General features: G+C 39.1%; 16 protein-coding genes. 1 reads left to right on the top strand and 15 read right to left on the bottom strand.

The genetic code is table 11. The features are described 5' to 3' along the window. Positions 1 to 157 precede the first annotated feature (157 nt). The 15 genes from QEN31_RS23905 to trhI all read right to left on the bottom strand — a co-directional run bounded on the left by QEN31_RS23905 (position 158) and on the right by trhI (position 15,764). A complete protein-coding gene (locus QEN31_RS23905; RefSeq protein WP_327258414.1) occupies positions 158 to 1,096 on the bottom strand; it encodes a hypothetical protein in 939 nt (312 codons plus the stop codon). A gap of 66 nt (positions 1,097 to 1,162) precedes the next feature. Then, positions 1,163 to 2,083: a hypothetical protein gene (locus tag QEN31_RS23900; protein ID WP_000991697.1), complete on the bottom strand. Its 921-nt coding sequence runs from the start codon at positions 2,081 to 2,083 to the stop codon at positions 1,163 to 1,165. Positions 2,084 to 2,151: 68 nt separating this feature from the next. Beyond that, entirely contained in the window at positions 2,152 to 3,087 is a 936-nt protein-coding gene (locus QEN31_RS23895; protein ID WP_000691119.1) for a hypothetical protein, read from the bottom strand. A 69-nt stretch (positions 3,088 to 3,156) separates the two neighbouring features. Further along, complete coding sequence (locus QEN31_RS23890) at positions 3,157 to 4,035, bottom strand: hypothetical protein (RefSeq protein ID WP_000762003.1); 879 nt, start codon at positions 4,033 to 4,035, stop codon at positions 3,157 to 3,159. Positions 4,036 to 4,113: 78 nt separating this feature from the next. Further along, positions 4,114 to 4,635: a hypothetical protein gene (locus QEN31_RS23885; protein WP_001011130.1), complete on the bottom strand. Its 522-nt coding sequence runs from the start codon at positions 4,633 to 4,635 to the stop codon at positions 4,114 to 4,116. 269 nt (positions 4,636 to 4,904) lie between these two features. Next, positions 4,905 to 6,137 (bottom strand): DUF7146 domain-containing protein, encoded by a 1,233-nt coding sequence (locus QEN31_RS23880; protein ID WP_000220379.1) that lies wholly within the window; start codon positions 6,135 to 6,137, stop codon positions 4,905 to 4,907. A 113-nt stretch (positions 6,138 to 6,250) separates the two neighbouring features. Then, entirely contained in the window at positions 6,251 to 6,472 is a 222-nt protein-coding gene (locus QEN31_RS23875) for a hypothetical protein (RefSeq protein WP_000192120.1), read from the bottom strand. Positions 6,473 to 6,544: 72 nt separating this feature from the next. Next, complete coding sequence (locus QEN31_RS23870; protein ID WP_000762700.1) at positions 6,545 to 8,551, bottom strand: VWA domain-containing protein; 2,007 nt, start codon at positions 8,549 to 8,551, stop codon at positions 6,545 to 6,547. Between the two features lie 76 nt (positions 8,552 to 8,627). Beyond that, positions 8,628 to 9,755, bottom strand: a complete 1,128-nt coding sequence (locus tag QEN31_RS23865; protein WP_000174396.1) for a DUF3150 domain-containing protein — start codon at positions 9,753 to 9,755, stop codon at positions 8,628 to 8,630. Between the two features lie 63 nt (positions 9,756 to 9,818). After that, positions 9,819 to 9,992, bottom strand: coding sequence for a hypothetical protein (locus QEN31_RS23860; protein WP_001176645.1), 174 nt, complete (start codon positions 9,990 to 9,992; stop codon positions 9,819 to 9,821). 131 nt (positions 9,993 to 10,123) lie between these two features. Then, complete coding sequence (locus QEN31_RS23855) at positions 10,124 to 11,182, bottom strand: ATP-binding protein (RefSeq protein WP_000063335.1); 1,059 nt, start codon at positions 11,180 to 11,182, stop codon at positions 10,124 to 10,126. Between the two features lie 57 nt (positions 11,183 to 11,239). Next, positions 11,240 to 12,217 carry a hypothetical protein gene (locus QEN31_RS23850; protein WP_000810361.1) on the bottom strand — a complete coding sequence of 326 codons (978 nt, stop codon included), beginning with the start codon at positions 12,215 to 12,217 and terminating at the stop codon, positions 11,240 to 11,242. 60 nt (positions 12,218 to 12,277) lie between these two features. Continuing rightward, entirely contained in the window at positions 12,278 to 12,655 is a 378-nt protein-coding gene (locus tag QEN31_RS23845; RefSeq protein WP_000120822.1) for a hypothetical protein, read from the bottom strand. Between the two features lie 57 nt (positions 12,656 to 12,712). Further along, positions 12,713 to 13,585 (bottom strand): hypothetical protein, encoded by an 873-nt coding sequence (locus QEN31_RS23840; RefSeq protein WP_000041927.1) that lies wholly within the window; start codon positions 13,583 to 13,585, stop codon positions 12,713 to 12,715. A gap of 394 nt (positions 13,586 to 13,979) precedes the next feature. Next, entirely contained in the window at positions 13,980 to 15,764 is a 1,785-nt protein-coding gene (gene trhI / locus QEN31_RS23835) for an IncHI-type conjugal transfer helicase TrhI (protein WP_000517885.1), read from the bottom strand. Between the two features lie 179 nt (positions 15,765 to 15,943). Between trhI and QEN31_RS23830 the strand changes: the two genes are divergently transcribed. Then, positions 15,944 to 16,816: a hypothetical protein gene (locus QEN31_RS23830; RefSeq protein ID WP_000771834.1), complete on the top strand. Its 873-nt coding sequence runs from the start codon at positions 15,944 to 15,946 to the stop codon at positions 16,814 to 16,816. The last annotated feature ends 16 nt before the right edge of the window (positions 16,817 to 16,832 follow it).

Genomic DNA, 16,832 nt, shown 5'->3' with positions numbered 1-16,832 from the left:
ATTTGAGAGGAAGTGCCCCAGAAGGGAAGCGACTTCCCCACTGGGTTAGATAAAAGTTTGGTTAAGCTAAAAGAAGATGCCAGCGACAGATTTTACATTGTCATAGACAAGTGTCTTCAGCCAACCAAAGTTACTTTTTTGGACTGAAGCAAAAGGATCATTGAGACGCGTTACGAAAATCGTCAAAAGCTTCAGTTATTAGTAATGTGCGATCAGTTACTCTGTATCGGTCATTACTTTCGAGAGATACGTAAGTTGAATGCGAAGAATCACAGACAACACGCCCTCTTTTATTGATCAATCTTACTTCCATCATCACCGGCACATTGATAATTGAAGCAACATCGGTATAGAGGGATATGAGGGCATCATTGTCACAATATAACGCCCCGTTCCCATCAAATGTATCGTTAAACTTAATATATATATCTGGCATATTTGCCGGATAATCATCAGTATTGAAATCAATGCATAACTTTAAGTCATCATTAATACGGCGATTAATCTTATGCTGCCCAACACGTACAAAGCCATGTTCAACAGCTTTGATAATCCTTAAAGTTTCATTAAGACAATCTGTAATTCTTTTCTCGACAAATGAGATAAAGTCACCAAAGTCGGAATGAAAAAACTGTTTAAGTGCAAATTTCGCAACTAACACTTTCCCATCCACCTTCATTTTATCGAGATAAAGATTTCTTATAGCATCAGTAGAAGAATTAGCTTTAGATAACTCTTCACAGTCATTAATAATCATTGAAACAATATCAATAACTTTAACTGGGCTTAAAGTATTACTATATCCGCGAATATCAAACGTAAAAATTCCGAAATTCTTAAATACTCCAAGAAAATAAATTATTTTTTGTTTCAAAAGAATAGAATCGGAGTAAGATGCGTTGTGCTTTATTAGTTCAGATATGTAGAGATCCAACATACAATTTAAATTATCGATATCTACATCGTAATCAAAGGTTACTTTGTCGAACGAAGTATCAGATAATTGAACGGTTATATCGTCAGCGGGAACATTAAGGCCTAAATTTTGATAAAGAAAGGCACTAACAAATTCCACGTGGTCAGATTCTTTAAACATTTACACTACCTCATGACTAAAAAGGAAGTGCTTCCCACCGGGAAGCAAGTTCCCGGATGGGTTAGATTAATTATAAAAGAGTTCTTCAGAAGGTACATGCATTTCTGGTTTGAACTGTTTTAAGGAGTTGTTTATAGCTTTTCGATATAACCCTGAAGAGTGTGGCTTAAACATTTGATATTCCGTAACGAGCAGAGGAGACGTAAAGCATCCTAAGTTCACTAGTGAAATATTTGATGTTTCTTCACAAACATCTAATTCAGCGTATATCCGCCTCTTCATTACCCTGCCTGCTAAATAGCGACGAACATGATTTATAAACTTGTCCGCATCTGATATAGAATTAACTATATAATCAGATGTGACTATCTGATTAGATACAGTTTCAGGTATAGCTTCGGCTATTATTTTTACGTTCATTTCATAATCAACACTATGGAAGCAAGCAAGAATTTGTGGCTTCGCGCTTTCTAAAATCTTTTCAAGAACAGAAAAAATCAGAGAGAACTCGTTTAAAATTCGCTTTTGTATAAGTCCATGTAGATGTTTTATGAAAGGAGAACCGTGTTCAACAAGGCCTAGTATAAGATCCTTAGAGGCCAAATCTGAGCGGTAATAAACGTATTCTAGATTATCCCGGTTAAATCCTTTGATAAGCAAATCAGGCTGCTCTGAGACCAGTCGTAAATGAGTTGAAGCTATAGAAACTTCAAAACGAAAGTTCGCGAGATTTACAGGGCCTGCTTTTAATGTAGCCGCTTCGGAAAAATAAATGAAAAGAGGATGCAAATCATCGTTACCACAGTAAAGATGGTCTGCGCCCTTAAGATATTTCACCAAATGAGGTAGAAAAGATATTACTGGAATATCAGCCACAAATCGAATATGCCGAAATGGTTTTGAATCCAAATATATATTTTCCACTACAGCGCCAACAAAACCCATTTTAACAAGAATAGATTCAACTAACTTTTGTATCGCATTCATTTAAATACCCTCTTAATAGAGGGATTTCTCCCAAAGGGAGAAATCCCTATGGGAGAAAATAATTTTAATTAATAATTGTAGCGAAGCGCATGTTCTTTTTCACTAAGATGGTTTTCATATTCCGACTTACCAGAACTTAAACACTCTTTGAAAAAGACCTTTGAAAAATTCTTCAAGTCACTTCGGTTGTTAATTTCTTTGTCAGACATCAACTTAGCTGAGTGTGAGGTATCCACAGGCCCCAACCACCATTCATATTTAATATAAACACAATTGGTTTTTGTATGTCCATTTAGAAATCGTTTTGCATTTCTAAGTATTTTTCTACAACCGTTAAGGTCTGAAAGTAAGATATCTGGAGCAATGAGCTCTTCCAGAATATGACCAGGTAAGCCTTTCCTAAAAAGCTCAACATCGTAACTACAATACCAGTCACGATAATTAAAAGCTTTAATAAGTCTTTCAGGTGTATCCAAAGATATCTTATTCAGGATTTTTAATGCAAAGCATACAGCATCTTTTAACAACTCGTGCACCTCAACATTGATAAATGAGAAAAACGAGCTTAATTCTTTCTCTAAGGAATTATACAACTTACCGTAAATATCCTGAGAAAAAAGATACTGCAATCTTTCTTTATTATAAGTGCAATTCGAAATTGAATAGACTTCTCCTCTTTCGATTTTGCACCCTTCCCTTAAAACTATAGGAAACCTCAAATGGTTAACAATGAAAGAATGATTCTTTCTTTGCTTCAAAGCATCTAATTGAAATTTCGTAATTTCCTCCAGATTTGCATCTTCAAAACCTGGAAAGGGAATATCACAGAAACAAGAACTATATGCTTTTGCTGATTCATACATAAACTCCAGTGAAACATCAGCATCAAAAGACATACCAGAGAACATGCCCTGCCCATTGTCTAAAAATGTAATGTTTTTAACCTGTATTTTTTTATGTTGAACAACCAAAAAGGCATTAATGATTTTTTCGATAATTTTCATGTGATCCTCTCTCAATAAAAAAGGGATCACTCCCATATGGGGTGTGATCCCCACATGGGTATAATTTAATTAAAAATCTGTAAGACCTAAATCTTTATTTCTACCACAAACTGTAGAAGATATAAGACGTTTTACTCGCTTTCGAGCACTTCGGCCTGACGTATCTTTCAAGTACATCGGTAATGACAATGATGAGATTTGATTACTTCGCTTATGATGGCAGACTATATAGCCCTGCCTCCACCCCGAACGCACAAACTCACGGATGCGGTTAATATATGCCGAAGCTTGAGATTTTGTACTTATCGATTCAGAACACTTTAAGTTCTGTTCGATAGAGTAAAGCTCAGCCGCCATTAATTTCACCTCATACAGGTCATCCCCATAACTTATAGTTTTCAACAGCTCTTCCTTTTCCCGAATGAAAAATACTTGCTGCATTCCAAGGATCAGGTCATAGGCCTCTCGAAAGAGGTCGATAAGCTTATTACGAACATAAATCATAAACTCCTCAAAGTGCTGAAGCCAGAAATAAGCCGCATTACTTATTTGTGAATTGTGAGAACAAACAAGCCCTTTAGCAAGCTCGACCTCTTCCTCCCGAAAAGTAAAGTTACTTTTCTTAAACCGACTTTGTTCAAAAATGCTTTGATGCATTTCTATCCATACAGAAACAAAACCGAGGGATTCAAATTCTTCGTTTAACAAATGTAAACTTTCGAAGATTTTCTGAATTTCGATCCCGATGTCATATGACAGTGGACATTCTTTTATAGAATAAACATAACCGGGTAGGAAGTGAGATAAATGCTCAGTTCGCAAATATAAACTGAATTTAAGTTCTGTCAGTGGTTGTTTCAAAGATAATTTAGATGATTCGCTTATATTTACTGGTTCAACACCATTTCTAATCAAAATAGCTTTTACCAGGTCCGTAGCTAACTTCATACAGCCTCCAGTCGTTATTGAGGCCTCCCTGATGCAGGTTGGCCATCAGGGAAAATATGTAAATCAATTAGCAACCAATCAGACCGTTGCCATTACATTGTCAATGTATCTGACAAGGGATGGGCGGTCGTCCTGTAAGGCAAAACGGCGAAGGTCATCAAGATTATACGCAGGAAGATAATCAGCGTAACCTCGAATACGAAGGTCCTCAACCACAACTTTTATATACTCAAATCGTCCAAGATTTCCTTTTAATGGGGGTTTTCCTGGACTAGACAGCATATCGTCTGCTTGCTCCCATGTGATTTCTTTAGCTTCACCACTATGTAGATCAAGATGGACATATATGAATGACTTATAATCTCCACGGCAACGAAGATAATATTTCGGATAGAAATATTTGTCACAACGCAACAAACACGTTCCTGAAGGACGAACTACGTACAACAGGTTTCTGTCATTTTCTAATATGCCATGTTTCAAAATCGTTATATCTATCTCATTATCATGCAGCAAATAGCATGACGATGGTTCATTGACGATGCGCGATTTTATAACAGCAGCAAATTTATTAAAAACTTCGTTAGTTTGAAAATTCATTAAAATGCTCTCCGATGTAAAACGACGAGCATCACCATAACGGTAATACTCCCGTTATGGGTTTTAATAGTTTATGGAATAACCATGTCATACAACCGACCATAGCCAGTAGTACCGCACATTTATTTAACTGAGCAAGCATCTCAGCCGTGAAAAGACCTTAAAGGCAGGTAATTATCACGAAGGAAAGCGGTTATCTTATCAATACAATTTAAAAAATAATATTGATAAGATAACCCCCCCCGCAAAATGCGGGGGAGTTATCGTTGTTACAGCTGATTAAGACATTCAGGAGCCCAGTGAATCGGGAATCCATCCTGCCCTGTTAACTGGAGAACATCGTTCCAGTCGATACCCTTTTTCCCATCAGGAATATCTTGTGCTGGTTCGAAGACTTCAATTGTCAGCTTTGATGCGGGATATCGTTTAGCCAAAAACTCAACCATGCGGCTTTGAAGTCGCTGAGCAGCTTCGATACCGGCACGAGTGCCTTGTGAGTTAGCAATATCCTTATCCGCCCAGATATAAAAGTTTATATATTTTACATCCGGCGGAGGCAGTAAAAAATCAGGAACAGTAACGTTTTCAAGGCACCATGCGGAGCTGGCTGCCCAGCATGGTGTTGAAGTCGCTTCTACAACAGAAAGCGCATTCTCGATCCCTTCAGCCACTCCCAGTGTCCAGGTCGAACTACCTGAATCATAGTGAGGGTCAAACAACTGAATTGAGCCACCTGTCATATCGGCAGGAGGCTTCATCATCAGCTTTGGATTTTCTACAGGTGCCTTATCACCGTTTTTGTCTACGTATGTTCTATGGATAGTCAGAGGCCGACCTCGGGTGTCACGATAGATTGCAATCATTCCCGGATAGATAATCGATTTCTGCTTATCTTTATCCCAATAGTAGATCCGGTTATTAAAGCCTAAATCCTTTGGTAAGTGACTCAGTAAGCGGGAGATCCCACGATTACGGAGGTACAAAGCAACAGGAGTATTAGGCTTTATTTCACCGGTATAGTGATACATCACATCAAGTTTTCGCATTCGCTTTGCCACTTCCTCTCGGTCAAGAGTTTCTGTGGCACGAACTGCTGATTTATAGCGTCGTTCATTTTCAATGTCGGCGTCAGTTAACGGAGCATGCAGATCCATCCCGAAAAAATCTGAGAGAATCTTTTTGCAAGTCTGCGTTTTACTTAATTCATAATATTTCGCCAGAACATCAATTCCGTCGCAAAACTCATTTACCGGAAAGTCATTATGGATCGCACATCCGGTATAAAGGTCTTTTTGTCGGAAACGAAACTTCGATTTCCCTGCGCCAGTAAACGGGCAAGGAACCTGGCTCGGGGCTTTTGCACAAGCGTCTTTGAAAGCAGGTATTCTTTCGAATATATACTTCCAGCCAGACACTTCAGCAATTCGAGCATGAACGAGTTTAATAAAGTGTTCAGATACTTCCTGTGGTTTACGACGAAGAGCCGGGGATGCATAAGTCATGATGATCTCTCTTATCTGGCATTGTGAGTTTCTCAATGCCTTCTGCGGTGCAGAAGACAGGGAGAAACCCACAACGCAGAATTTAAGAAAGAGGGCCCGGGGGCCCTCAACATTTATGCTTCAGTCGTGAAGCCATTATTCTCAAGACGCTGTATGTAGTTATCTACAAGTAACGCAGCCTGCTGGCTATTACCCTCCGCTATAGTGACTTCGCGGAAGATTCTTTCCTGAGGGCTATCATTGCTTATAACTTCACCAACACGTCCGAAAATACGGACTTTATGCATCGCACCGACTTTTTCATGTTCTACACGGTAAGTTTTTATCTGAGTCATATTTTGCTCCTTATTCCTTCATGGAGCAAAAAGACCCACCGGGGCCTTTTTGCCCCGATTGGGTAGAGTTTATTAAGAAAGTATTTGATGAACTAGCTTACTGACTTCAATAGACAATAAAGAAGTATCATCAACTGTTACGAAAGTGTCCGTTTCAAAACCAATTATTTCATCAGTCTTAATACCAACACCAACGATTTCTATTCCATTACATTTAGCCTTTTCCATAACTTCGACGATAGTAAATTCCGATTTATTCGGATAACCATCAGTTATAAGAAAAATTATTTTCCTATCGAATTGGCTGTCAAGTAACAGATCAACAGCTGCCATTAAAGCAGATCCCGTAGGGGTATAATAACCCTTACATCCAAGAGTGAATTTCGATAGAGATTCCTCAACGCTTTGATCAAACGTTTTGATAATCTCAAATTCACTTTCCTTGAAGGGAAAAACTATATTGGAGACATGCATTTTTGACAAACTTTCAGCGGCCATCGATAAAGCAAGATCTGACTTAATGGCATGAATATATCTTTCATCATTAGCCATTGACGCTGAAATATCACGAACTAATACGAGGCCAACATGCCCTCTATTTTTAGATTCGCTTTGAGCTCTGAAGACATCACGAACTCCCATTTGTGACAGAATTAATCGATTTCCATCGAAGGTAATTCCACGCTCATGAGTTTTGTTTCGGCCACGCATTTTAACCTGCTGTAAAACAGACAAGTCGCTACCGATTGAATGACTCAGAGACAAAGCCTCATTGTAAACATTCAAATCGATAAGGAGATCAGGGATATCCCATTCAGAAGCACCGAATTCGGCTTTCACGTCATCGGATACTTTTGATGCAATACCTTCAATCTCTTTAGCCAAAGCATCGTGATAATCTTCGCTATCCTCATCACTGCTAAGAAAGGCATCCAACAAATCTGCCAGTATCTCCCATTGAGCCGATGAAAAGTTACTTTCATCTTCAACGTTAGTCGAACTGGCTTCATCTGATTCACTCTCGGAAGGGTTAATCGCATCAGTATCGTCTTCAATAATGTTATCACCCGTGGGATTGCCACCGGTGGGTTCATTATTTCCCTCGTTATCTTCAGCAAGTTCTGAAGGCTCAGAACATCCCTCTTGAGCAAGATCAGCGTTATCGGAAGTATCTGCCTGACCTTCACTATCGTCCTCAGAATCATCCTCACGACTATCAGTCGACGTAAGCGATTTATCTTCTGATTCGGTATCGGTATCGGTCTCGGATTCATCATATGCCTCCTGCTCCTCCTGCTCTGTCTGCTGCTGTTGTTCCTTTGCCTCATCCCGCAGTCTCTCTAAAAGAGCCAGGGTCTTACGAGCAAGGGATTCACAGCCCTGAGTATTTTCACAACCAAGAGCATCATGAAAAATTTCCTCAACATCAGAAATTACTGGAGAAAGTATCTTTTGGGCATAGTCAAAAAACGGATCGAGGGTTTCTTTGTGACCTACCTGCTGAAGGACTTTTACTCGCAATGAGTTAAGCAGATACCACTCAATAAATAGGACAGGATTTTCCGGACGAGAAGATATATCAGGAGTCATCCTTCCGGCTTTAACCATCAGTGCGTAAGTGGCTGCAAGCCGCCGCTTTGCATCCGGATAATCGTTACCAACCTTCTCTTCCATCTGTACATCATCGAACAGATTTATAAGCCCGGTAAGACGTTTTGCCCTGCTATAAGCTTTACGTTTCTCAGCGAGGCTCTCAAACTCTGCATTCATTCCGTCATCGAAGCGTGTAAACCCTTCAGATGACATGAGAACACTATTAAAGGCGTCACTGTAAACCTCACTGACGGTATAGCGACCATGACCAGCTTCATGACAGGTAAAACCTTCAATCAGACTGACAAAGTCATCATCGCTATAATCGCCGTTTGGTAAAACACAAACTTTATTGACAGGATCAAAATACGGTCCTTTGGTATTGTCGTCTATTACAACTCTTACATCGCCTAAGCCGCTAATGACTTTTGCTATATTCTGTAAACGCTTAATATGGCGCGGCGATGATTTAAGATCTAATTTCATAGAATACCTCTTTATAAAAAGGGGTACTCACCCAGATGGTGAAGTACCCATCTGGGGTTTTTAATAAAGCAAACAGTTACCAGCCTTTGAGCTCGATATCAAAACCATTTTCAGCATTGTCTTCCTGTTGCGAAACTGATTTCTCAGGTTCAGCTACAGAATCAGTGTTTGAAAACGTGCTGTTTTTTATATCGTTCTCTACGACAGGTTCAACCTGAAACACATTTGTTGAATCTAAAATAGCTTCAATACCTGTGTTCTGTAGCGCGTTCGGTTCTGTTTGTGAGCTTTGATTAAATGATCTGGTAATAGATTCCAACCAGTCAGTAACCTTTTGCTCTCCTGAAATAATACGCTTTAACATTGAAGCATCACTCATGAAATAAAACCACTGCTGTAACACCGCAACGTCGCGAGGTTCAGAAATGGCACCTTTAGGTAAATTATTCATTATGTGTTTTATAGCTTCTGCAAGTACTGCCGCCTCTTTATGTATAAACATGAAGCTAATGATCTTATTTTGCATTTGCTTCAGTCGGTCAATAGTACTTGAGCGCAAATTATTATTTTTACTAATTTTTTCATAAACCCTCATTGCTTCTTCTGCCAGATCTGTTATCAATTGTTCCTGATAGTAGTCCTGGGTTTCATCACCTTCAACGCTAATAGGCGTAAAAGGAATAAAGTGAGCAATATTAAATCTAAAGGATTTTATGAAATCATCTTTAGTTAATTTCAACTGATCAATCAAAGAAGACATTCTTGGGCTTCTATTTTTTTCAGCCTCAATATGCATCTCATAATTGTCTACAACGTTTTGAATACCTGCCTGAAACTCTCGTTCAATCTCTTGGGCCCCTTCCAGAAACTCTTCCATACTGGAAACTGGTAAAATCCACATATTGCTATAGCGGATGCACAAGCGTGAGCAAAGGGTTGATATTCTGCTGGTAATCGTACTTTTGAAGCTAAGGGCTTTTATGTCAATCCAACGTACTTCGCTTTTAGATACGCTTTTTTGATCCGTAATATCATCTCCATCATAAGACAAATCGATTTTATCGGTTCGACGCGATCCTTGACAGCCACTTATTTCAATTTTTGTTATAACTGCACCTTCCAGTAAATCTGGATATGATTTTGCAAAATTCTCAGAGATTTGTTTTGCAGATACTTTGTTAAGCATTGAAGTATTTAAAGTCATGGGTTTCTCCAAAAAAAAGGGGAAACCCTCCCCAACGGGAAAGATTTCCCGATAGGGTTGATATTAAAGCTTCTCTGGTGCAATTAAAAGAATACCGGGAAACTCAGCGGCAACATCATCATTGCCCATTGCTCCCTGATACATATAACCTTTTAATTCCATTTCTTTAATTAGACCTTCCATATTTATTTTACCATCATGATAAAACAATAAAGAATAGTCGTTATTCAGTTGCATAAGTCCAGTAAAATTAGTTCCGTTTTTTGCTATAGCAATGGTAGCAGCACCATCCGTACTTAAAAACGCACTAAATTCAAGATGGGATAACTCTGAGATACAAATATCAGAGGTTTCATAACAAATCCCATCTAACTCGACTTTTTTGCTGTGAAATACTCCAGCGATTTATCCTTGTCTTCGCCAAGAGAAAGATCTATAGCTTGAAGAACAAGATCGACCACATGTAAAGGTAAAGCAGAAGCAAAAGCTATTTTGAAAGTGTCAAGAAGACTAAAGGTTTTTAACGTCATCGACGTGCCAACCCAAGCTACTAATTGACGAATATCCATCACACTGTCTTCTGTACCAGAGTCATTTACTGCAATCGCTACTCTTACGAACTTCTCAATGACCTGAAAAGGCAAAGAGCTATATCGTTTAGTAAGCACATTGGTTAAAGCAACTTTGTCGGGCTTCTCCATTTCAACTATCAAGAACCGCTTTATAAAAGCTGCATCTTGACGTTGAGAAGAAACGAACCGGCGAGCGCCTCCACTCATGTTTGTGTTTGCAGTACCAATAAATCGCGTGTAGCCATTAGCAGTTATAACCTCACCACCATTAGCACTGAGTGACCAGGGCTTACGTTCAATGGGCATGTGAAGTTTTGCTGCCGTATCAGGATCGATTTTGTCCACTTCATCCAGAAGAATGAGGTGACCATTACGAAATCCCGTTACCAAATCGCTGTGTACAAAACCTGTATTACCACCATTAAGACTGCGCTCACCTTCAAGCTCATCAACTCGAATATTGCTGTTGATCTGCTTAATTGTCAGCGGCCAATTCATCATGTGGCTAATGTACATTACCATTTCAGTCTTGCCAGAACCGGACTCACCTTTAAGACACACACTTAAATCTATATCCGGACTGATAAGCAGTTTAACCACTTGTTCAAGTATTCGGGGATTTGGTATGTAGTCTTTGTTCAGCGGAGCTCGATACGAGGTTTTAGTTTTGAAAACAGGCACAGCCATCTTTGGATCCATTTCTGGAATACCAAAAAGGTCCTTTGCTAGAACTAAAAGATACTCACCTTTATCCACATAATGTTTTAACTTTATAACATCCGGGGAAAGAAGAGCTTCTAATTTTTCATAAGCATCAGAAGATGTTTCATTTAACTTCATAGCGGCATTAGACATTTTTAACTCCGGTAAAATGCAAACACCGCCCTCTGGCAGATGTTTGCCAGTGGCATTTTATTTGAGATTCATTTGGCAAATAGTTGCCATCAGTTTCCTGATTTGAGGCACATTATAACCAAGATGATTTCCCACTATTTCAAAAGCTTCAGACATGATCCATTCAAAATGATTTTCGAATATTGGATTTATTTCTAACTTGCCAAAAGCGTTTCGTTTAGTTAACAGATCACATGAAACAAGCTCGTCAAACAACTCTAATGTGGATTTAAAAGCTTTTATGTAAACATCCATAATTTCCCTGTCAGTCCATTTAACAGCCAGTTTTTTTTCTGACATTAAATAATCCTGATCAAAGAAGATGTCCCAGCCCATATCGTCATTGCAATCATGCAAAATGATTTCATCATCATTCCTGCATTCAGCTAATTTCGTGTTTTCACTAATCGAACGATGCGAATGATAATAGAGCCATGATTTTAATTCCGCTCTAAATTCACATGCATCAAGTCCATGAGATAAACAAGTGTATTCAAATGATTTTGACATATACCACCGTGTTTCAGCTTCTAAAAGTGGATTCACTGTGATATTACCATTGTCATCTTTGAAGAATAACTTTCTCCTCAACACTAGTTCTTTAATGATTTCCAAAGACTCTTCCATAGCGGATAGAAAAACAACATACACATCCTCAGGGGTCCATTCTATTACCAGACCACCCAAATCTGGGTTATATTCTTCAACCGAATATAGATAATCTGTTTCTGCTGCAAAATTAATTGTATGCAAAATCTGATTTTTAAGTAATTTGGATTTTTCATAAAGGTGATTTTCACGCCTTTCAGAATCATAATTTATCTCAGAAATGTTACTTTCATCTGATTTAAAGTTTAATCCGGACGTGTATGCATCATTTAAATGCTCTTTGGGTGAATCAACTATTTGCGTTATTTCATCTTCATCTATATCGAATATAGAAAAAAAACTAAGTTGATTACTACTTATTGCAGTAGCCCTAAATTTTTGTTTCATGGGGACTCCAAAAGGAGAAATCCCATGAAGGGATTTCTCCCCTTTAGGGTGGGTTTAATGTCAGATCTGATTAAAGCTACTTTGTCCAAAACCTTTTAGAGGTTTAGGTATGTGAGCCAACTTACTTGTTGCTACCACTCTCATGTAGTCAAGAGGATGTTCTCTCCCTTCAATCATAATAGTATCGACAACAATATAACCGGAGACCATCAACTCATCACCCTGATTTATACCAGTGAAACAGGTTGAATACATTTCAGGCGACACCTTGATTTGAACTGAAAATTCTCTCTCAGTGATTTCACCATCAACTTCTGTCTTCATCCTATTTTTGAGCTTTATTAACAAACCTATACTCTGGTCAGTCATTTTTTTCTCCACAGCACTGATAACTATCCCGGACACTTTTACTTCATTGATATATTCAAGATATGACATTTTCCGCTCCTCGATTTGTTCAAAGAGAAGCCCCGTTAGGGTTCCCCCTTAACAGGATTAAATAAATTTATTAGTTACATACATGAACGTGCAGACTACCAAACAGGCAATTCCGGCAATATGTAACCAATTTCTTGTTGGTTTAGTTGGTGCAATCGCTAAAGAGTTCTCCAACTTCTCTGTTACAAGACGTCGATTCTCTGCTTTAGCCGCATCATCTAAATATTGAGTTTCACGCTTAGCGAGAGTCTCAATTTTCGATTTTATTGCATGGTCCCATCCTTTAGTTTCAAAAACGCTTAACTCACTAAAGGTGTGCGTCATGAGATCTTCTGGGAAACCCAGTTTTTTCATTAACGGACGAATGGTATCATACATTTTTTCTACATTTTCGTAGTGGGCCTTTACTGCGACATCAAAACGCTTACGTAAAGTTAATTTTTCACGTTTGCAAATGATGTCCGAAACCCAATTTATTAACTGCTCATTTTTGAGTTCACTGGCTTTTTCAAGTGAGTAATCCAGATTATCCACGTCAAGAAATGAATTTAATCCGTATTTTTCAAACTCCTCAACAAGATATTTATCCAGTTCAGTTAAGCTTTTAAAAAGTGGTACATCTGGGGAAGCTTTAAGAAGCTTATAAGCTCCTTCGAAATCAATTTTCTTGACCACGAGCTCCACAACATCCACATGATAATAGCTTGAATAAGCAGAAAGCTTTTCGGCCAACAAAGACACAGGCTTAAGAGACTTAAGTTCAATGATATTTGGGCCGTCCTCATTCAAAATAACAATCAGTTCATTATCACGTTCTGTATATTTCATCAGAACTTCTAAGAGCTGTTTGTTTAGCGCCTTATCCATCTCTGGAATAATTTCACTAAAGGTTTGATGAAGGGCTTTACTGCGAGCTTTATTTTTAGACATTTGGGGTCACCTATATATAGTAAGAAGGAAGAAACAAATTTTTGTTTCAACACGAAGGCAAAGCCTGTCATTCATCTCCCGTAAGCTATGAACCGCCTGATTTATACTATCTGGCATTAGAAGTACGCAACAAAAATAGCCCCAGGAGGAGCTAAATTAGTTACGGTTTGGTAAATTCAGATTGCCTTTTGCAGGCATGGGAAGTGCACCAGCGACAAAGGTGACATTTTGCCGGTGGTGTCTTACAGCTTGTTTAAGCTGGCCGCTTTTCACGGCTAAATCAACGCTTAACGCGAAAGTAACTTTAAGCAAAGTTACTCAAATTTGGGAGCTGATATTTAAGCTCATTGTTTTTATACTATAGCTTTAAGCATAAGTAAATGCCCATATCGAATTATTCTGTATAAAGTGGAGAAATTCGAATATTAGCTGCTTCTTTTATCTTTTCTTCACTGCATTCTCTTAAAAAGAAAGAAGGATCACCATACCACATTACAAAAAGTTGCTTTTCTGCACGCGTAAATCCAACATAAAGCAAACGTCTTTCTTCTTCTATTGCCTCCTCCCCAACTGATCTTTTACTTGGTATCTGATCCGCATTACAACTCATTATTATTACTTTATTCCACTCAAGACCCTTTGAACCATGCAAGGTTGATAGGACTACTTTCTCTGGGCTGTATTCCTCGTCCTTCTTCCTAGGGCCTAATGACATTGCAGCAGCACGATTTATCATATTCATCCAACCAGTCTTTTCTGCCCACTGTTTACAAGTGTCTAAAGCAATTTTTGTTAAGGTTGCTGTACCTTTATTACTCCTCATCTTGATTGACGACGATTCCATCCATTTCGTAAGGTTGGCGAAACGTTTTGCTATCTCAACTTTATCAGAACTTTCCTGGGTAAAGCGCACGAAGTTTGAATGTAATGTTTTTGTTTCGAGAGAACTGTCCTCCGGGATGGCAAGGTCGCCAAAAGTAACTTTTCTTCCTCTCATACTCAATGCCACTTCATCCAAAACTGATTCCTGTTCTCCAAACAATGCCAATACTCTCTTCATTAAGCGAGGATCATTTGATTGTCGGAAAAAGGCCATAAGGCTTAACACATCGCTTGTTTCTTTTTCATCCCAGAATGATTTACCTCCGTAACGAATTACTGGCTGTTCGATCAAACTTTCTAGCTCATCCAAGTGAGCATTATTGCGGCTTAGAATTGCCCATCCATGTGGATCCTGATTTATAAGGCTTAAAATACCCTGTATCTGTTCCTCCATATCTACATATGAACGAAAAGTGACCTTTCCCCCTCCCTTTTTTGCCGAGCGTAACTCTTTGGCATAACGGTAAACATTCTTTCCTATCAGTGCTCCGGCCACCTCTAAAATTTCAGGTTCACACCTAAAGCATGTGTTTAAGTAAAATATGTTAGGTCTGAAGTGTTTTTCAAACTGTTGAAATATTTTGACTCCTCCTGAGGATCTGAAGGAGTAGATGGCCTGATCATCGTCTCCAACTATACTCGTATAGACTCCAGCTCTTGTATGCAATGCTATCCATGAGAATTGTATAGAGTCAGTATCCTGAACTTCGTCTACTATCAAATGTGTCAAATCTAACGTGCGCATTTTTCCCGAATGCATTTGACCGACAACAAATTTTGAAAGAGCATTGAGGTCCGCCACATGGTCTTTCTGGCATAACGCCTGATAGGTATTAAACAAATGGATCTGTTGTCTGTTATGCCGAACTGAAATCACATCCGTATCCATTTCTCTGCCGATAGCATCAATAACGAATTCAGCTTCAGCAAACTTCATCGTTACACCGGATTCTTTCAAAGCCCGGTGAATGACAGATCTCTGTGCTGGCCCTATCAACATCTTTCCCGGCCAGCGAATCATGTCCAGTTGCTTCTTAACGAGTCCGTGAAAAGTATCCACCAGCACCCGGTCAAGATCCTTCTTGCTCAATCGCTTTTGTAACTTTGCTGCAAGTGCGTTTGTTGCAGCGCGAGTAAAGGTCACCATCCCGATTCTTGCATATGGATACTTTTTGAGAATCGATATAACCGCTTCTATCATGGTGAACGATTTGCCTGATCCAGGCGCTGCTATCACCATATTGTTTGCGCTAGCATTCTCGATAACAGGTCTTTGCTCTTCTGTTGGCTTACCCATTTCAACCTCATTACTTCGTTTTAATAATTATACATTTTTATAAAAGCGCTTTTCTTGTGTACTGCTGGTTCTACTGGAAATCACTTTTTTTCCTTTTTTATGCAATCAGGTTGTTTGTGAAACGCGTGACTATGGAATAATGGTTCCATCTCCAAAAGACATTACAAAAAGGGCTTTAAATGAAACTTTTACGTTTAGTATCTCTGGTCTCTTCTGTCGTCATTGGTTTTTCCCTATCGGGTTGTGCCGGTGACACCGGCACTACGCCAGGCACCGCTCTGAATGCGTACAGTCACGGCCAGTACTGGCATGCTAATGCAAATGATTCTGTCGCCAAGAATGCCTATTCGTTTGCTGGTTTCGACGTTAATTTTAAGGAGCAAGAGGTTACTCCTGGAGGGGATGCCGACAACTTTCTTTCTAAGTATCTCATCAATAGTTCGATGGGCTACGTAACAGGCGGTCTAAAAGGTTTTGGGATCATGAGCCTCAGCTCTTTGTACAGTTCTTCTGACGCCGAATACATCCAGGTCAATCAATACCTAGTGTTCGTCCCCAATCCAAAAAAATTGCCTTACAATGATGAAAGTTTGGTACGTGAGGGAGCTAAGTATGTTTTTGAGCATACAAAAGCAACTCAGGCCTCATTTGGATACAACCCTGAAAAACAGAAAGCAGCTCTGGCCACATGTAAAATTGATATGGCAGTCGTCAATAAATGGAGTACCTGTGATCTGCCCTCTAAGCCTGATGCTGATGTTTTCCCTACAGATTCAATGTACAGCTTTCAGGCGATTCGCCCCGCAACAGGAACCGAAATTCCTGAGCTAAACCTTCCCGCTGGTGATTACGCTGTAATTCGTTATGTGTTCATCCCATTTAAAGGAAACGAAACAAGCGCTGATTTTTCGGGTATCATTTTCCGTTCTGATAGCCCAAATACAACAACTCCAGGGGGTGTTGCAGCCTCCATCAACGGAAAAGATTATTACCTCTTTACCGGTGAATACGGTAAAAAAGGCTTCCCAGAAAAAACATTGAAAGCCAAGTAATTAAAAAAGGGGCCTA

Origin of the sequence: Salmonella sp. SA15303 (assembly GCF_029962125.1) — a bacterium.
In the GTDB taxonomy this organism is placed as follows: Bacteria; Pseudomonadota; Gammaproteobacteria; order Enterobacterales; family Enterobacteriaceae; genus Salmonella; species Salmonella enterica.
Note: the sequence above shows the minus strand (reverse complement) of the source record. Positions and strands in the feature narration are given on the sequence as shown.

What these genes read in the sequence shown, in the direction of transcription:
- QEN31_RS23905 (WP_327258414.1), bottom strand. Translation starts at nt 1,096, where the DNA reads ATGTTTAAAGAATCTGACCACGTGGAATTTGTTAGTGCCTTTCTTTAT.
- QEN31_RS23900 (WP_000991697.1), bottom strand. Translation starts at nt 2,083, where the DNA reads ATGAATGCGATACAAAAGTTAGTTGAATCTATTCTTGTTAAAATGGGT.
- QEN31_RS23895 (WP_000691119.1), bottom strand. Translation starts at nt 3,087, where the DNA reads ATGAAAATTATCGAAAAAATCATTAATGCCTTTTTGGTTGTTCAACAT.
- QEN31_RS23890 (WP_000762003.1), bottom strand. Translation starts at nt 4,035, where the DNA reads ATGAAGTTAGCTACGGACCTGGTAAAAGCTATTTTGATTAGAAATGGT.
- QEN31_RS23885 (WP_001011130.1), bottom strand. Translation starts at nt 4,635, where the DNA reads ATGAATTTTCAAACTAACGAAGTTTTTAATAAATTTGCTGCTGTTATA.
- QEN31_RS23880 (WP_000220379.1), bottom strand. Translation starts at nt 6,137, where the DNA reads ATGACTTATGCATCCCCGGCTCTTCGTCGTAAACCACAGGAAGTATCT.
- QEN31_RS23875 (WP_000192120.1), bottom strand. Translation starts at nt 6,472, where the DNA reads ATGACTCAGATAAAAACTTACCGTGTAGAACATGAAAAAGTCGGTGCG.
- QEN31_RS23870 (WP_000762700.1), bottom strand. Translation starts at nt 8,551, where the DNA reads ATGAAATTAGATCTTAAATCATCGCCGCGCCATATTAAGCGTTTACAG.
- QEN31_RS23865 (WP_000174396.1), bottom strand. Translation starts at nt 9,755, where the DNA reads ATGACTTTAAATACTTCAATGCTTAACAAAGTATCTGCAAAACAAATC.
- QEN31_RS23860 (WP_001176645.1), bottom strand. Translation starts at nt 9,992, where the DNA reads ATGCAACTGAATAACGACTATTCTTTATTGTTTTATCATGATGGTAAA.
- QEN31_RS23855 (WP_000063335.1), bottom strand. Translation starts at nt 11,182, where the DNA reads ATGTCTAATGCCGCTATGAAGTTAAATGAAACATCTTCTGATGCTTAT.
- QEN31_RS23850 (WP_000810361.1), bottom strand. Translation starts at nt 12,217, where the DNA reads ATGAAACAAAAATTTAGGGCTACTGCAATAAGTAGTAATCAACTTAGT.
- QEN31_RS23845 (WP_000120822.1), bottom strand. Translation starts at nt 12,655, where the DNA reads ATGTCATATCTTGAATATATCAATGAAGTAAAAGTGTCCGGGATAGTT.
- QEN31_RS23840 (WP_000041927.1), bottom strand. Translation starts at nt 13,585, where the DNA reads ATGTCTAAAAATAAAGCTCGCAGTAAAGCCCTTCATCAAACCTTTAGT.
- trhI (WP_000517885.1), bottom strand. Translation starts at nt 15,764, where the DNA reads ATGGGTAAGCCAACAGAAGAGCAAAGACCTGTTATCGAGAATGCTAGC.
- QEN31_RS23830 (WP_000771834.1), top strand. Translation starts at nt 15,944, where the DNA reads ATGAAACTTTTACGTTTAGTATCTCTGGTCTCTTCTGTCGTCATTGGT.